This is a genomic window from Capnocytophaga sp. oral taxon 338 str. F0234, from assembly GCF_000192225.1.
Classification (GTDB): Bacteria; Bacteroidota; Bacteroidia; order Flavobacteriales; family Flavobacteriaceae; genus Capnocytophaga.
In genome coordinates this window covers 118,397-132,823 of sequence record NZ_GL872418.1, presented here as the reverse complement: position 1 = coordinate 132,823, position 14,427 = coordinate 118,397, and the positions used below count along the sequence as shown (strand labels likewise).

Genomic DNA, 14,427 nt, shown 5'->3' with positions numbered 1-14,427 from the left:
ATTATCTGATGAAAAGCAGTATTTCTTTAAAGAATATTCGTGTATATGCCAATCATGGTTGTATGCAGGAAGAAGCTCAAATAGGGAGTTGGTATCGAGTGGATATGACTATTTGGGCGGATTTAGGAAAGTCTATGCAGACAGATACTCTTTCAGATACAATAGATTATGTGAGACTAAATCAAATAGTAGAAGAACAAATGGCTATTCGTTCTAATTTATTAGAACATGTAGCAGGGAGAATTTTATTAGCTATAAAGAATGAATTTCAAAAAATTACACGAATAGAAGTAGAAATTGCTAAGATAAATCCCCCCATTAATGGAGATGTGGAGCAAGTGAGCGTAAAAATAATTGATTAATTATTTGTGTGCTAAGAAAAAATGATATATATTTGCACCCTGTAAAAAGATAAGGCATCATGGCCGAGGGGCTAGGCAGAGGTCTGCAAAACCTTATACAGCGGTTCGAATCCGCTTGATGCCTCAACACTAATTAAAAACTGCATCACGTATGACAAATGTATTAGAGAAATTTGTACAAGATATAAAGGCTAATGTACCTGGATTTATAGCAGTATCTGTAACTGAAGTAAAATCAGGTGTGTCATATATAGCTTCTTCAGCTGACCCTAATTTTGATCCTAATTTAGCTTCTGCTTATAATTTGGAAGTTGTGAAGGCTAAAATGAATGCTTTACGAATTTTGGGATTAGAAGAAAGAGAAAAAATAGAAGATATTCTTATTACCTTGACACATCAGATCCATGTAATAGATGTAGCTCCTAATGGAAATTATTTTGTATATTTGGTGGTAGATTCTTCTAAAGCAAATTTAGGAATTACACGTTCTTTGCTTGCCAGATATAAGAAGGACTTGGAATCCATATTCTAAGATTTTTATTCATGATTTGAAAAATTAATAAGAAAAGAGAAAGAGGCTATCCGGAGAGGGTAGCCTTTTTAGTTGATGAATATGAGATCATACGAGGAGCTCCCTGTAATAGCCTCAATTTTTATTCTATGGACTTAGTGATGACTTTTCACCACTTCTTCATCACGGTATTTGCAGTAGTCACTTATATCTTGTTATAAGTTCTCTTCGGTGGCTTCTACTTTCAGTTTAAAATATAATCCTGCGTATATCATACGTCCTTGCACTGGGGCATAGATCATAGAGATATCAAATAAGTACCAAAAGGTTGATCAGATGCTATGATAGCGTGTTTTTGATAGTAGTTAAATAAGTTTTCTGTTCCGATTAAGCTTCTATAGGAGAGATTAACCCTTCAATGTTCTTTGGATTGGAGCGGCTGAGTACATTGGTTTGAGATATAATCGGTTTGTATATCAAACTACTTATAGACGACACTATTTTTACCATATAGTTCTCATACTGCAAATGAAGAATCTTGATTTGAAATCAAAGGTGCTACAGTTAGTGGTTAAAAGTTAAGGCTGTCCTTCATGGACAGCCTCTTAATAGATAAAATTAATTAGACAAATTATCTCAATTTCAACTCTGTTTTTCCTAACTCACGAAGTTGGTCATCAAATACAAAAACTTGATAAGTACCACTTTCATATTTTTTAGTGATGGAGGAAATGTATTCACATACATCTACAGCACTTCTTTCATATAAGAAATTCTTTACAGCACTGTAATTAACAGTTTTATCTCCTATAGTAACCGTTTCATTAACTCCTAAAGTAATACCATTAGGGCTTAATACTTGTACGTAGAAGTTACGATTACCTACAGGAGCAATTCGATTAACTCCTACAGTATAGCATACTTTTATTTTGTCAGTGGCACCAGAGCGTTCTTTTTCTACATATCTACCTCCAGATTTTTCTTTAACTCCTTGTGCAGTAAGATTTTTAAGGCTAAGGATAGAGCCCTCATCTACTACTTTGCTAAGTTCGCTTGCTTTCTGGGAAACAGAATCTAACTGAACAGTACGTTGGGTAAGTACATTAGCAGTACTATCTCTCTGGAAAGTAACTTGTACATTATATTTGCGTAAAGAGTCATTAATAGCTAACAAGCGATTACGCTCTCTTTTAAGTACGGCTACTTGGTCACGATATTTGAATAATACATTAATATCTGCCTTCATGGTTTTAAGGGAATCGATGTATTGACCAATACGAGCTTTAGCTTCTGCAAGTTCATCTGCATTTTGTTTGGATACAGTTACGGCTTCATCATAATCTTTTTGAAGATTTTCCAATTCTTTGATGACTTGGTCTCTTTTTTCCATAATAGCCTCTTCATTCTTTTTGGCTTCACCGGATTGATAGATAGCATAACCACCAGCTCCTACTAAACCTATGGATAGAAGTGCTATGAGGAGTCCTCCTCCTCCTTTTTTCTTTTCAGGAATGGTTACATTTTGCAATTCTGTTGACATAAAAATTAAGTTTTTAGTTCTTTTTCAGAGGCAAAAATATGAATTTTTCCTTGAATATACTTCTAATTTAATGATTTGACAAATTTTTAACATATTTCACCGGAACCAATAAGCTCTTCTTCTATATACCAAACTGCAAATTGTCCTGAGGTGATAGCACTTTGTGGTTGTATAAAATCAATATATAACCCTTTGTTTGTTAGATACAAATGAGCTTTTTGTAAAGGTTGTCTATAACGGATACGAACGTCAACTTTCATAGATTGAAAAGGTGATAAAGCTAAATCGGGGCGAATCCAATGAACATCTTCTTTTTTAACAAATAATGCGCGTCTGAAAAGTCCAGGATGTTTACTTCCCTGCCCTACATAGATAATATTATTTTGTGTGTTGGTTTCAATAACAAAAAGAGGTTCTACAGTTCCTCCTACATGGAGCCCTTTGCGTTGTCCTATAGTGAAAAAATGAGCTCCCTCATGCTTCCCAACGATTTTTCCATCAGTGGGTTGATAGTTGTATTTTTTAGCATAATAGTGTAGTTCATCTTCATAGGATTTGAATACAGGAGGTATCTTGTTTTGGTATCCTTGCCAAGAGGCAGGAATCTCTATAATATTTCCTTCCTTAGGAGCAAGTTGTTGTTGGAGAAATTCAGGCAAGCGCACCTTACCCACAAAGCATAAACCTTGTGAGTCTTTTTTTTCCGCAGTTACCAAATCTAATTGTTTAGCGATGGTACGTACTTCAGATTTTTGCAGATTTCCTATAGGGAAAAGGGCTTTCTCAAGTTGTTGCTGAGAAAGTTGGCAAAGAAAATAGGATTGATCCTTGTTGTTATCCTTTCCTGTTAAGAGACGATAGATTTTCTGTCCATTGACTTCTATTTCTTCTTTTCTACAATAATGTCCAGTGGCTACATAATCAGCTCCTAAGTTTAGAGCAAGTTCAAGGAAGGTGGCGAACTTGATTTCTCTGTTACAGAGAACATCAGGATTCGGGGTACGCCCTCTTTCATATTCACGAAACATATAATCCACAATACGTTGTTTATAGGGTTCACTCATATCCACTGTTTGAAAAGGAATACCAAGCTTTTCAGCCACCATAAGAGCATCATTACTATCCTCAAGCCAGGGACATTCATTGGAGATAGTTACAGAATCATCATGCCAATTTTTCATGAAAATACCAATGACTTCGTATCCTTCTCTTTGAAGTAGATAAGCAGCTACACTACTATCTACGCCTCCACTAAGCCCCACTACTACACGTTTCATTCTAATTTCTTTCTTTTTATGATTTTTTTACTTGTTCTATACAGATAGCTCCCCATGAATATCCTACACCAAATCCCACAAATTGTACTTTTCTTTTTTTCTTTTCAGGGAAATTCTTTTGATGTTCTACAAATGCAATAGGAATAGTAGAGGAAACTGTATTACCGAAATTAAGCATTTCTATAACAAATTTTTCCGAAGGGATTTCCATATCCTGTCGTACTCTTTCTAGAATATGAGTATTGGCTTGATGAAAAATGAATAAATCCACTTCATTGATTTCCCATTGGTTTAGAGTTAAATTTCCTAATACTACCTCAGGGGTACGCTTTACAATGAAATTAAATATCTTGCCCCCTTTCATGTCTATAAAGTTATCAGGGTCATCGGGATTTTCGTTTCTTGCTTTTCGAGTTCCTCCATTGCGAATAATAAGGTTTTCAGCCCCTGAACCATCAGAGCCTAAAGTAGGTTTCTTTATTAGATATTCTCCTGAAGTAGAAATAAGTGTAGCAGTAGCAGCATCACCAAAGAGACTAAGATTACCCTTGTCCTTAGGATGGATATACTTAGTATAGGTATCTACAGTGAGTAATACTACATTTTTGAAATTCCCTGAAGCTATTAGGCTATTGGCTACTGATAGCCCATAGATATAACCGGAACAACCTTGGTTAATATCTAAAGCAGCACAGGTGGTAGGTATTCCTGCTTTGGATTGTACGATACAGGCTGTAGTGGGGAGGATATGATCTGGAGTTTGTGTACAGAGTAGAAGAAAATCAATATCACTTTTCTCTAAATGATGTTCTTCCAAGAGGTTTAGTAGTGCTTGTGTAGCCATATCAGAAGCACACTCACCCTCTGAGGCAATGTAGCGTTGCTTAATACCTATCTTTTGGAGTATTTTTTCACTATTCCATTCTGGGAATTGTTCAGAAATACTATCATTAGTACGTATCTTCTTAGGAAAATGGGTAGAGATGGCTTTAATATAACTCTTTATCATTCACAAATGGGTTTTATTGGAAGATAGTCTTTTCATATCATATAAAAAAAAAGCCATTCACTAAAGGAATGACACTGTGGGAAGAGCAGGATTCGAACCTGCGAAGGTAAAACCAGCAGATTTACAGTCTGCCCTCGTTGGCCGCTTGAGTATCTTCCCGTTTTCGGGTCGCAAAATTACATACTTTTTTTTAGCTACGCAAATCTTTTTCTAAAAACTTTCTAATCTTCTCAACCTCAACGCCTATATCACCAGCTCCTGCCACTACTAATATAGGGCTCGGATTCTTTGCTAAATAATCTGTAATGGCTGATTTTTGAATGAGTATTTTATTAGGATTCTCTATCTTGTTTAAGAGCCATTGGGAGGTGATGCCTTCAATGGGTAGTTCTCTTGCCGGATAGATATCCAATAATATAATCCGGTCAAATTGGGAAAGACTCTTGGCAAATCCATTTGCAAAATCACGTGTGCGTGAGAAGAGATGTGGTTGAAAAAGAATGGTGATCTGCTGGTTAGGGTACATACTTCTTACCCCATTATACAAAGCATTAAGTTCAGTAGGGTGATGTGCATAATCATCTATAAACACTTGTTCTGGAGTGTTAATAATATAAGAGAAACGACGCTTTACTCCCTTAAAACTTGTTAAGGCTTGTGCTAAATGAGTCAAGGGATATCCTGCCTGATGAGCCACAGCTACAGCAGCTAAAGCATTGAGTAAATGATGTTCTCCAGGGCGAAAAAGAGTACAATCTTTTACTAATTGTTTTTCTTTAGTTTCTGGATTAGTGAATTCTATATCAAATAAATAACCTCCATTCTGTACTTTTACATGTGTAATTTGATAATCACTCCCATCATTGATTCCGTATGTAAGCCCCTCAAAAGGGAGTCCTTTACGAATGATGAGCTTACCATTAGGCTTAATCCTATGAGTAAAATCCTTAAACCCTCTTAGGAACTCTTCAGCATTACCATAGATATCTAAGTGGTCGGCATCTACTGCAGTGATACATGCAATGGTAGGGGAGAGTCGTAAGAAAGAGCGATCAAACTCATCGGCTTCCACTACAGTGAGTTTAGTTCCTTTGCAGATGAAATTGCTTTGGAAATTTTCACAAATGCCTCCTAAAAAAGCACTTATAGGAGCATGATTCTCTACTAAAATATGGGCTAAGATACTACTTGTTGTAGTTTTCCCGTGAGTACCTGCCACAGCAAGGCAAAAACTATCCTCAGTAATCATTCCTAATACTTCAGAACGTTTGCATACTTTATAGTTGTTTTTTTGAAAAAACAATAGTTGTTTGTGTTCCTTGGGAATAGCAGGGGTATAAACAACCAAAGTATTCTCTTGGGTATAGTCCTTAGGAATAAAGTCTAAGTCCTCAGTAAAGGTAATTGCTATACCTTTTTCATTCAGCATACGAGTAATATCAGAAGGTGTACGGTCATAGCCGCGCACTTCCTTTCCCTTGAGGTGATAGTATAATGCCAAAGCGGACATACCTATGCCTCCAATACCTATAAAATATATATGTTCCATTTTCTTTGTTAAAAAGTAATTACAAAAGTAATAATAAAAGTTAGAATAAAAAAGGAAAATATTGACTTTTCAAATATAGATTTGAAAACTTCTTGAATATTATGAGGGGTTTTAAGAACGTGACAGATATAATAAAAAAGAAGGATATTTTTTTGGATATAAAAGAAAAAGAGAGTATCTTTGTCTTTTCTTAAATTAGAATTATAGATATGTCAAGATATTACTTATCCTTTGTCCTTTTATTTTCTTTTTTCTCTGTGAAAGCACAATTATCTTTCTCAGATACAGATTATAAACTTACGCCTACTACAAATGCTAAAAGTGAACGAATCCAGATAGAACAACCCAATCCTCAATTACTTTCACTAAAAGGAAGCCTTAAGCAAATAATAGCTTTTCTCAAGAGTGTGAATACTTCCCAGGTGAGTGTTTCGGATAAGGATAATACTTATTATGAACTTCTATACAAACAAACGGCTAATAAGGAAGTAATATTGGATAAAGTAGCTCAAGATTTACGATTAAGTATTGTAGAAAGCCAGAAAGGAGGACAAACACTCCAATTGACCTTAAAGAATTATGATAAACTTACTCCTATCAAACAAAATCGCAAGTATCCTAGTGCGAATCTCTCTGTAGAAGAAGAACAGGTAATGATACAGGGACTTGGGTTGCGAGATATGCTCACTGTACTCTCTCAACTAAGGGAAATACCTATTATCCTGCATAATAAGCCACAGTATGTACGGGTTCAGCCTTATGATTGGAGAATCCCCTATTACTTTGATGAAGCATTGTTTAAAAGGCTTAGTGAGTATGGATTCAGAGTAGAATATAAGCGTGATAATTATCCTACTTTCACCGTAATTCGCATGCCATAGCTTGAGCAATTAGGTATCCTCCTGTCCAGGCATTTTGAAAATTAAACCCTCCTGTAATAGCATCAATATCCAATACTTCTCCCCCTAAGTAAAGAGATGGAAATAGTTTGGAACGGAAGGACTTAAAATCAATTTCTTTCAGACATACTCCTCCTGAAGTTACAAACTCTTCTTTAAAAGTAGCCCTATTGGAAATATGGAAAATACTTGCAGTAAGAGTATCAGCTAAGGAATGTAATTGTTCTTTATTGAGTTCTGCCCAGAGCTGATGGGCAGGTATCCTTATATTATCCAATAATCTATTCCAAAGTTTATTCGCTAAATGGAAAGGACAATAATTTTGCAATTCCTTCCGGGCATGTTTTTGTTTTTCTTTTTGTAAAATAATTAAGGCTTCTGAAAAGGAAAGAGTATGTTCTTCCTCAACTAACCAGTTAACTTGTATAAGGAAGGTATAGTTAAGCAAGGCTAAAATTCTAGAAAAGAAGGAGGAGAGTTTTAAAATAGCAGGTCCACTGAATCCCCAGTGAGTAATGAGTAAATCCCCAGTGACACCTTGTTTTTCTACATAGGATGCCTTTAGAGGGTGGTAATTTGAATCCAATAATTTTACTGTTACACGAGTGCTGATTCCTGCAAGATTTTCAATAAAGGAATCCTTGGTAGCAAAAGTAAAAAGAGAAGGTACAGGAGGTATAATAGTATGACCTAAATGGGATAACAGTTGCCACACTTTAGGGTTACTTCCTGTGGTTATCACAAGGTGCTTGGCATGCAAAGAGGTATCAGATAAGGTTACTTCCCATAATCTTTCTTGATATGAAAAGGCAGTTACATTCTGCTTGTATAGGATTTGTATACCATATTTTTCTGCTAAGGAAAGAAAGCAGTTTATAACAGTTAGAGAAGAGTTAGAGAGAGGAAAAATACGTCCACCTACCTCTTCCTTAAGAGAAACTCCATGCTGCTTAAACCAATTAATAGTATCCTTATTGGAGAAACGAGAGAAAGAACTTAAAAGTTCTCTACTTCCTCGCGGATAATTCTTGATAAATTCATGAATATTCTCTTGAGCATTGGTAAGATTACAACGTCCTCCTCCTGAGATGCGAACTTTACCAAGAGCTTCTTTTCCTTTCTCTAGAATAAGAATCTTTTTCTTAGGAGCTATTTCAGCCATGTTTATAGCAGTAAAAAGTCCACAAGCTCCTGCTCCTATGATAATAACATCATATATATCTTTCATAACTTATAAAAAAATCTGTGAAAAGATTTCTTCTCACAGATTTCTATTTGATTAAATGGTAGTAAAGTTTATTTCTTATCTTTATCTTTTTTAGAAGAGTCATACACTAAAGGAGTAGCTACAAAGATAGAAGAATAAGTACCTACTACAACTCCAATAATCATAGCAAACATGAATCCTCTTAGGGTTTCTCCACCAAAGATGAAGATTGCCAATAAAGTAAGCAAAGTGGTAAGTGATGTATTGAGCGTACGGCTTAAAGTAGTACTAATAGCATGGTTAAGAACAGAAGCTTTCCAGCCTCCTTTGCCAACCTCTTCACGAATACGGTCAAAGATAATCACCGTATCGTTCAAGGAATAACCAATTACCGTTAGTATAGCTGCGATAAACTGTTGGTCAATCTCTAAGCTAAAAGGCATTACTGAATAGAGCAAAGAGAAAGCTCCTAAAGTAATAGTAACATCATGAGTAAGAGCCGCTACTGCTCCCATAGAGAACTGCCATTTGCGGAACCTTACCAATATATATCCAAAGATAATCACTAAGGAACCTATGATCGCCCATACAGCACTGGATTTGATATCTTCGGCGATACTTGGTCCTGTTTTGTCCGACTTCATAACTCCAAGTCCTTCACCACTCATGAATTCATCATAGGAGATATCTGCCCCCATTACAGGTTTAAGATCTTCATATAGAATTTGTTGAATTTCATTATCGGTTTGGGTACTTTCATCGTTGTATTTGTACTTGGTAGAGATTCTCACTTGGTTAGCTGATCCAAAAGTTTTCACCTCTACAGAGCCTAATTTTCCAGCCTTAAGAATACGGCTAATTTCTTCTGTCTTTACAGGATTTTTGAAGCGTATTTGATAGGAACGACCTCCTACAAAGTCAATACCTTGATCAAATCCTCGTGTGAACATAGAACCTAAACTGATAAGAATCAATATTGAGGATACGATATACCAAATCTTTCTCTTGGAGAGAAAATCAATTTCTACATTGGTTAATATATTCTTTGAAAAAGAAGTTGAAAAAGAAAGATCTTTTCCCTTAGCTACATAATTATCTATTAACAAACGGGTAATGAATACAGCAGTAAATATAGTAGTGATAATCCCAATCATAAGGGTAGTGGCAAAGCCTTTGATAGGTCCACTACCGAACACAAAGAGAACAGCTCCTGTAAGGAAGGTAGTAATATTAGCATCCAGTACAGAGGTAATGGCATGGCTAAAACCATCATGAACTGCTTGCGAGAGAATCTTTCCTGTTCTAAGTTCCTCACGAATACGTTCAAAGATAATCACATTCGCATCGATGGACATACCAATAGTAAGTACAATACCTGCTATACCCGGAAGGGTAAGTACAGAGTTAATACTTACTAATATACCGAACATAAGCAAAATATTGAATAATAAGGCAATATCAGCAAAGACTCCTACACGTCCATAGTAAAGAAGCATCCAGAAGAAAATAATAAGTCCTGCAATGGCAAAAGAAATAAATCCACTAGTGATAGCTTCTTGTCCTAAAGAAGGTCCCACAATAACAGATTGGACAATATCGGCTGAGGCAGGGAGCTTACCAGCACGGAGTACATTGGCTAAGTCCTGGGCTTCTGCTACCGTGAAGTTCCCAGTAATTTGAGTACTTCCCCCTGAAATAGGACCTGTAGTTACACTTGGAGCAGAATATACAATATTATCCAATACAATAGCAATATTTCCTTTTTCTGTGAATACTTTTCCTGTAAGATTTTCCCATATCTTTGCACCCTTTATATCCATATTCATAGACACACAAGGTTGGTTGTGGTTATCATAAGTTTGTGTGGCTTCAGTAACTACACTACCATTAAGAGGGGGTTCATTATTACGGTTGCCTCGTAAAGCATAGAGTTCCACAAGGTCAGATTTGCGTAGAAGTCCTTGTAAACGATCCTTAAAGTTCTTAGCTTCTGCAGGGTAAGCTTGTTCATATTCGAAGGACATAAACATACGATAGAGTTGCTGCAAGTCGGTGAGCTTATGAGGCTTTCCAAAAACGAACTTAGCATTCTTTAGCTCAGCAGGTTGTAGTCTTTTGGCATCATCACTGTGAAGGTATGAAAGTAATTTAGTAGTATCTGATGCTAAGAAGTACCCAATAGAAGGAGAGGACTCTCCTTGTGTAAGTTGGAATAAGTCAAACAAAGGATTTTTCTCAGCAGGAGTAATAGAATCCTTCTTTTGTGCGGTTTTATTCAAAAGAGAGTCAACCTCATTATGAGCTAAAGTATCTGATTTTGCAAGAGTACTAAGGGTGTCGGTAGCTTGAGAAGAAGTAGCTTCCTCTGTTTTGCTTTTAGCTGTTTGAGGGGTTTCCTTAGCTTGTAGAGCTGCATTGAGTTGACTGAAGAATGAGGAGAAATCAGCCGCTTTGAATGTTTCCCAAAACTCTAACTGAGCTGTACTTTGTAGGAGGTTCTTTACTCGCGAAATATCCTTAGCACCAGGGAGTTCCACAGAAATACGTCCTGAATTTCCTAATTTTTTAATATCTGGATTGGTAACCCCAAATTTGTCAATACGTTTACGTAATACTTCAAAAGCAGAGGAGATGGATTCATCTACTTTTCTTCGAATGATAGGTTGTACCTGAGAATTGCTCATTTGAGGGGTGATTTGAGCACTAAGAATTTTATTCCCAAAGATGTCTGCTGCAGAAAGTTTAGCTCCTGTAGCTTCAAAGGCTTCAAAGAATAAATCTATATAGCTTTGATCAGTCTCACGCAGACGCTTATCTGCTTGAGCTAATGCTTTCTCAAAATTAGCATTTTTGGAGTTATCTGCAAGTCCACGGAGGATATCATGTACAGAAACTTGTAAAGTAACATTGATACCCCCTTTCAAGTCAAGTCCTTCTTTGAGCTCACGGTCTTTCACCTCTTTATAAGTATAGCTAGTGATTCCTAAGTTATACACAGGCTCATTAGTGATAGAGTCCAAGTAACGAGCAACAATTTTTTCACGTTTGTGTGAATAATCTTCTACAGAAGTAGGTACCTTTTGTGCTGCAAATTTTTCTGCTTTTCTTTCTTGATAATTTGCTACAAAGGTAAAAGTAAGTTGGTAAACACTCACTAAACCAAATAGTAAGGCAAATAATTTTATGAATCCTTTGTTTTGCATTTTACAATGATTTATACTATTTCAAAAAACGTGCAAATATATGAAATTTAACTCAAATACAGGCATTTTTTAAGTAGATTTTTTTTTAACATTATGTACAAAGAAATTTTTAGTGAAAACAATGTTATTTTCTAATTGCTAATTTTGCCAAAAAGAATACATCAATATTCATAACTTCTTTTTCTTTAATAGAGAAAATATCTATGTTATTAAGTGCTTGGAAAGGGAACTAAATTTCTTTTTATCTCATTTTCTGTTTCTGGATTTATTGGACTACTCCTAAGCATGATCATCTACAAATGGATATAATTTTTTTCTAAAAAAAATTGGAAAATAAGAAAATGTTATATACATTTGTCCCTGAATAAAAAATTGTACAAAAATGGAAAATAAATTTATTAGAATCCTTGGCGTTTTAGCCGCTATTATGGCTGTGGCTATGTATGTGGCTTATATTGACCAAATCAAAGCTACATGGGGTGATGCTACTGGTCCGTGGTTACAGCCCTTCATAGCAGGAATTAACTGTACATTATGGGTTAGCTACGGACTATTCAAGCGTGAAAGAGACTACCCTATAGTTTTTGCCAATCTTCCAGGTATTTTTCTTGGGTTCTTCGCAGCTTTAACAGCATACTCATCAGCGTTCTAGTATTAGGCAAAATTAGAGAGTTTGTAGCTCTTGTGTAACTATAGTAAGTACAGGCTCTTAGCTCCTTTATAAAGAAAGTGATTATTGTTCAATTCTATACTTTTTTATTCTATTATTGAAAAAATTTATAATCAATATAGAAAAAAAAGATAAGAAGAGGCTTGATTTTTCTATATAAAGTTGTATTTTTGCCATGTTTAATTTAAAAATTATAAATAATGAGTTTTAATAGTTTAGGACTTGAAAAAGTCAAAGTAGAGAAAGAGATAAATGCACTGAACATTTTACTTTCTAATTATCAAACCTATTACCAAAATTTGCGAGGTGTACATTGGAATATCAAAGGAAAACGTTTCTTTGAACTTCATATAAAGTTTGAGGAGCTTTATAATGCCGCTCAAGAACAAGTGGATGAGATTGCCGAACGTATCCTTACCCTTGGAGGGGTTCCTTTTAATACCTTGGCAAGCTATGTAAAACATGCCACCATTCCAGTGGGAGAAAATGTTTTTGATGATGATAAAGCAGTTCGACTTATTGTAGATAGTCTTGTTGCTTTACTTCCTTTAGAAAGAGAATTACTTCAGCTTTCTGATGAAATCAATGATGAGGGAACTAATACACTCATTAGTGATTTTGTTGTAGAACAAGAGAAAAATCTCTGGATGCTTAAGTCCTACCTTAATGAGGCTATTTAATTTTTTAAAAAACTTGAAAATAAGCTGCCCTTTTCGGGCAGCTTATTTTGTATATAATATAATGCTTACAAGAAGAGAGGTACTATTATTCACGGGATAATATCCTCAGAAGGGAAATTGATTAAGAATACATCCTCCTTAGCACGTGTTAGTGCTGTATAGAGCCATCGGAAATAAGCAATACTTTGTCCATCAGGAAGGAAAGGCTTTTCTATGAATACATTATCCCATTGTCCCCCTTGACTCTTATGACAGGTGATGGCATAAGCATATTTTACCTGTAAGGCGTTATAATAAGGGTGTAACTTCATGTTTAGGGGAGCTATTTGACCTGTCTGTCGGTTATATTCTTGTAAGATGGAATGGTAAAGCCTATTTTGTTCTTCAGAAGAGAGAGCCGCTAAGGGGCTTTCTAAGGTATCTAAGAACAAGATGGTTTCAAAAGGTTCAAGTGTAGGATAATCCAGTAATTGGGCTAATATATGAGCGAAAGTAAATCCATAAATCTTCTCTATAGAATTGATTTCAAGTACTTTTAAGGTGTCTCCATTAGCAATAAATCCTGCAATAGAAGTACTGTCTATCCAGAGATAATTATTTTTGACGACCATCAGTAAATCACCTACACATAAGGGTTCTTCATATTCAAAGACCACTTTCCTGATTTGCCTATTATACTCTACAGCACGTTTGTTGGAACGGACAATAAAACAAGTTTCTTCTGTTCCTGATACTTGATAAGCATTTATCAAAGCTTCTTCTACTTGATAAGGGTTCTCCAATAAGGTTATATCTTTAAAAGGAAAAGTACGGATACGGAAGTTGTCCTTGAAGGATTCAATACGTTTTCTAAGGCGAGTAGCATTATATAATATACCTGATTTTTTTCCTTGACGTACTACATCGGTAAGGATTCCTTCGGTTACATCTTTGTGATAATAGTAGGAGAGCCGTTCGTAGTCCAGGGCAGGACTAATTTCAGTATGTACAGGAGGAAGTTGTGCTGTATCCCCGATAAGCATGAGTTGGCATTGATCACCGGAGTATACAAATTCTATCAGGTCAGAAAGGAGAGAACGGCTTCCGAAATTGGCACCTTCCCCTATCATGGAAGCTTCATCTACAATAAATAAGGTATCGGATGCTTTATTGGTCCTTAGGTTGAAAAAAAACCCACTCTCTTCATTTATAGGTTGGTAAATGTATTTGTGTATAGTAAAAGCTTTCTGTTTGGCATAGGAGGTAATCACTTTAGCAGCACGTCCTGTGGGTGCCAGAAGAACTATTTTTTTGGAGAGACTACCAAGAACTTTCACTAAAGTATTGATAAGGGTTGTCTTTCCTGTGCCTGCAAATCCTCTAAGAAGAAAGAGCTTTTGTTCTTCTTCATCAGCAAGAAAGTATGCAAGTTCCTCTAAGACAGATTCTTGAGAATCCGTAGGAGAGAAGGAGAAATGGGTTAAGAGTAAATGGTGAATATCTGCTGCATCCATGTTGATAAATTAATTTCAAAGGTAGTA

At 35.7% G+C, this 14,427-nt stretch carries 12 protein-coding genes and 2 tRNA genes; 6 read left to right on the top strand and 8 right to left on the bottom strand.

Features of this window, described 5'->3' with window-relative positions; translation table 11 throughout:
* Nucleotides 1-8: 8 nt before the first annotated feature.
* The 3 genes from folB to HMPREF9071_RS11540 all read left to right on the top strand — a co-directional run bounded on the left by folB (nt 9) and on the right by HMPREF9071_RS11540 (nt 894).
* The gene (gene folB / locus HMPREF9071_RS11550) at nt 9-362 is read left to right on the top strand and encodes a dihydroneopterin aldolase (protein WP_040358749.1); all 354 of its coding nucleotides are present in this window, start codon (nt 9-11) and stop codon (nt 360-362) included.
* A 53-nt stretch (nt 363-415) separates the two neighbouring features.
* Nucleotides 416-486, top strand: a tRNA-Cys gene (locus tag HMPREF9071_RS11545).
* A 27-nt stretch (nt 487-513) separates the two neighbouring features.
* Nucleotides 514-894 (top strand): hypothetical protein, encoded by a 381-nt coding sequence (locus HMPREF9071_RS11540; RefSeq protein ID WP_009401465.1) that lies wholly within the window; start codon nt 514-516, stop codon nt 892-894.
* A 610-nt stretch (nt 895-1,504) separates the two neighbouring features.
* Here HMPREF9071_RS11540 and HMPREF9071_RS11535 read toward each other — a convergent pair.
* The 5 genes from HMPREF9071_RS11535 to murC all read right to left on the bottom strand — a co-directional run bounded on the left by HMPREF9071_RS11535 (nt 1,505) and on the right by murC (nt 6,248).
* A complete protein-coding gene (locus tag HMPREF9071_RS11535; RefSeq protein ID WP_009401463.1) occupies nt 1,505-2,413 on the bottom strand; it encodes a hypothetical protein in 909 nt (302 codons plus the stop codon).
* 86 nt (nt 2,414-2,499) lie between these two features.
* Entirely contained in the window at nt 2,500-3,690 is a 1,191-nt protein-coding gene (mnmA, locus tag HMPREF9071_RS11530; RefSeq protein ID WP_009401461.1) for a tRNA 2-thiouridine(34) synthase MnmA, read from the bottom strand.
* A gap of 16 nt (nt 3,691-3,706) precedes the next feature.
* Nucleotides 3,707-4,699 carry a ketoacyl-ACP synthase III gene (locus HMPREF9071_RS11525; RefSeq protein WP_009401459.1) on the bottom strand — a complete coding sequence of 331 codons (993 nt, stop codon included), beginning with the start codon at nt 4,697-4,699 and terminating at the stop codon, nt 3,707-3,709.
* A gap of 77 nt (nt 4,700-4,776) precedes the next feature.
* A tRNA-Tyr gene (locus tag HMPREF9071_RS11520) sits at nt 4,777-4,858 on the bottom strand.
* 31 nt (nt 4,859-4,889) lie between these two features.
* A complete protein-coding gene (gene murC / locus HMPREF9071_RS11515; protein ID WP_009401457.1) occupies nt 4,890-6,248 on the bottom strand; it encodes a UDP-N-acetylmuramate--L-alanine ligase in 1,359 nt (452 codons plus the stop codon).
* A 209-nt stretch (nt 6,249-6,457) separates the two neighbouring features.
* Here murC and HMPREF9071_RS11510 point away from each other — a divergent pair, with 209 nt between their 5' ends.
* On the top strand, nt 6,458-7,129 hold the full coding sequence (locus HMPREF9071_RS11510; protein ID WP_040358745.1) for a hypothetical protein: 672 nt from the start codon (nt 6,458-6,460) through the stop codon (nt 7,127-7,129).
* Here the strand turns inward: HMPREF9071_RS11510 and HMPREF9071_RS11505 are convergent.
* Nucleotides 7,107-8,375 carry an NAD(P)/FAD-dependent oxidoreductase gene (locus tag HMPREF9071_RS11505; protein WP_009401453.1) on the bottom strand — a complete coding sequence of 423 codons (1,269 nt, stop codon included), beginning with the start codon at nt 8,373-8,375 and terminating at the stop codon, nt 7,107-7,109. The two genes, HMPREF9071_RS11510 and HMPREF9071_RS11505, sit on opposite strands and share 23 nt — an antisense overlap.
* A 68-nt stretch (nt 8,376-8,443) precedes the next feature.
* Entirely contained in the window at nt 8,444-11,557 is a 3,114-nt protein-coding gene (gene secDF / locus HMPREF9071_RS11500; RefSeq protein ID WP_009401451.1) for a protein translocase subunit SecDF, read from the bottom strand.
* 382 nt (nt 11,558-11,939) lie between these two features.
* Between secDF and HMPREF9071_RS11495 the strand changes: the two genes are divergently transcribed.
* Complete coding sequence (locus HMPREF9071_RS11495) at nt 11,940-12,209, top strand: SemiSWEET family transporter (protein WP_009401450.1); 270 nt, start codon at nt 11,940-11,942, stop codon at nt 12,207-12,209.
* A 218-nt stretch (nt 12,210-12,427) separates the two neighbouring features.
* On the top strand, nt 12,428-12,907 hold the full coding sequence (locus HMPREF9071_RS11490; protein WP_009401449.1) for a Dps family protein: 480 nt from the start codon (nt 12,428-12,430) through the stop codon (nt 12,905-12,907).
* Nucleotides 12,908-12,996: 89 nt separating this feature from the next.
* Here HMPREF9071_RS11490 and HMPREF9071_RS11485 read toward each other — a convergent pair whose 3' ends face one another.
* Nucleotides 12,997-14,400: an ATP-dependent RecD-like DNA helicase gene (locus HMPREF9071_RS11485; protein ID WP_009401447.1), complete on the bottom strand. Its 1,404-nt coding sequence runs from the start codon at nt 14,398-14,400 to the stop codon at nt 12,997-12,999.
* Between the last annotated feature and the right edge of the window lie 27 nt (nt 14,401-14,427).

Excerpts from the sequence above, each read along its gene's own strand:
- folB (WP_040358749.1), top strand. The coding sequence starts at position 9 with ATGAAAAGCAGTATTTCTTTAAAGAATATTCGTGTATATGCCAATCAT.
- HMPREF9071_RS11540 (WP_009401465.1), top strand. The coding sequence starts at position 514 with ATGACAAATGTATTAGAGAAATTTGTACAAGATATAAAGGCTAATGTA.
- HMPREF9071_RS11535 (WP_009401463.1), bottom strand. The coding sequence starts at position 2,413 with ATGTCAACAGAATTGCAAAATGTAACCATTCCTGAAAAGAAAAAAGGA.
- mnmA (WP_009401461.1), bottom strand. The coding sequence starts at position 3,690 with ATGAAACGTGTAGTAGTGGGGCTTAGTGGAGGCGTAGATAGTAGTGTA.
- HMPREF9071_RS11525 (WP_009401459.1), bottom strand. The coding sequence starts at position 4,699 with ATGATAAAGAGTTATATTAAAGCCATCTCTACCCATTTTCCTAAGAAG.
- murC (WP_009401457.1), bottom strand. The coding sequence starts at position 6,248 with ATGGAACATATATATTTTATAGGTATTGGAGGCATAGGTATGTCCGCT.
- HMPREF9071_RS11510 (WP_040358745.1), top strand. The coding sequence starts at position 6,458 with ATGTCAAGATATTACTTATCCTTTGTCCTTTTATTTTCTTTTTTCTCT.
- HMPREF9071_RS11505 (WP_009401453.1), bottom strand. The coding sequence starts at position 8,375 with ATGAAAGATATATATGATGTTATTATCATAGGAGCAGGAGCTTGTGGA.
- secDF (WP_009401451.1), bottom strand. The coding sequence starts at position 11,557 with ATGCAAAACAAAGGATTCATAAAATTATTTGCCTTACTATTTGGTTTA.
- HMPREF9071_RS11495 (WP_009401450.1), top strand. The coding sequence starts at position 11,940 with ATGGAAAATAAATTTATTAGAATCCTTGGCGTTTTAGCCGCTATTATG.
- HMPREF9071_RS11490 (WP_009401449.1), top strand. The coding sequence starts at position 12,428 with ATGAGTTTTAATAGTTTAGGACTTGAAAAAGTCAAAGTAGAGAAAGAG.
- HMPREF9071_RS11485 (WP_009401447.1), bottom strand. The coding sequence starts at position 14,400 with ATGGATGCAGCAGATATTCACCATTTACTCTTAACCCATTTCTCCTTC.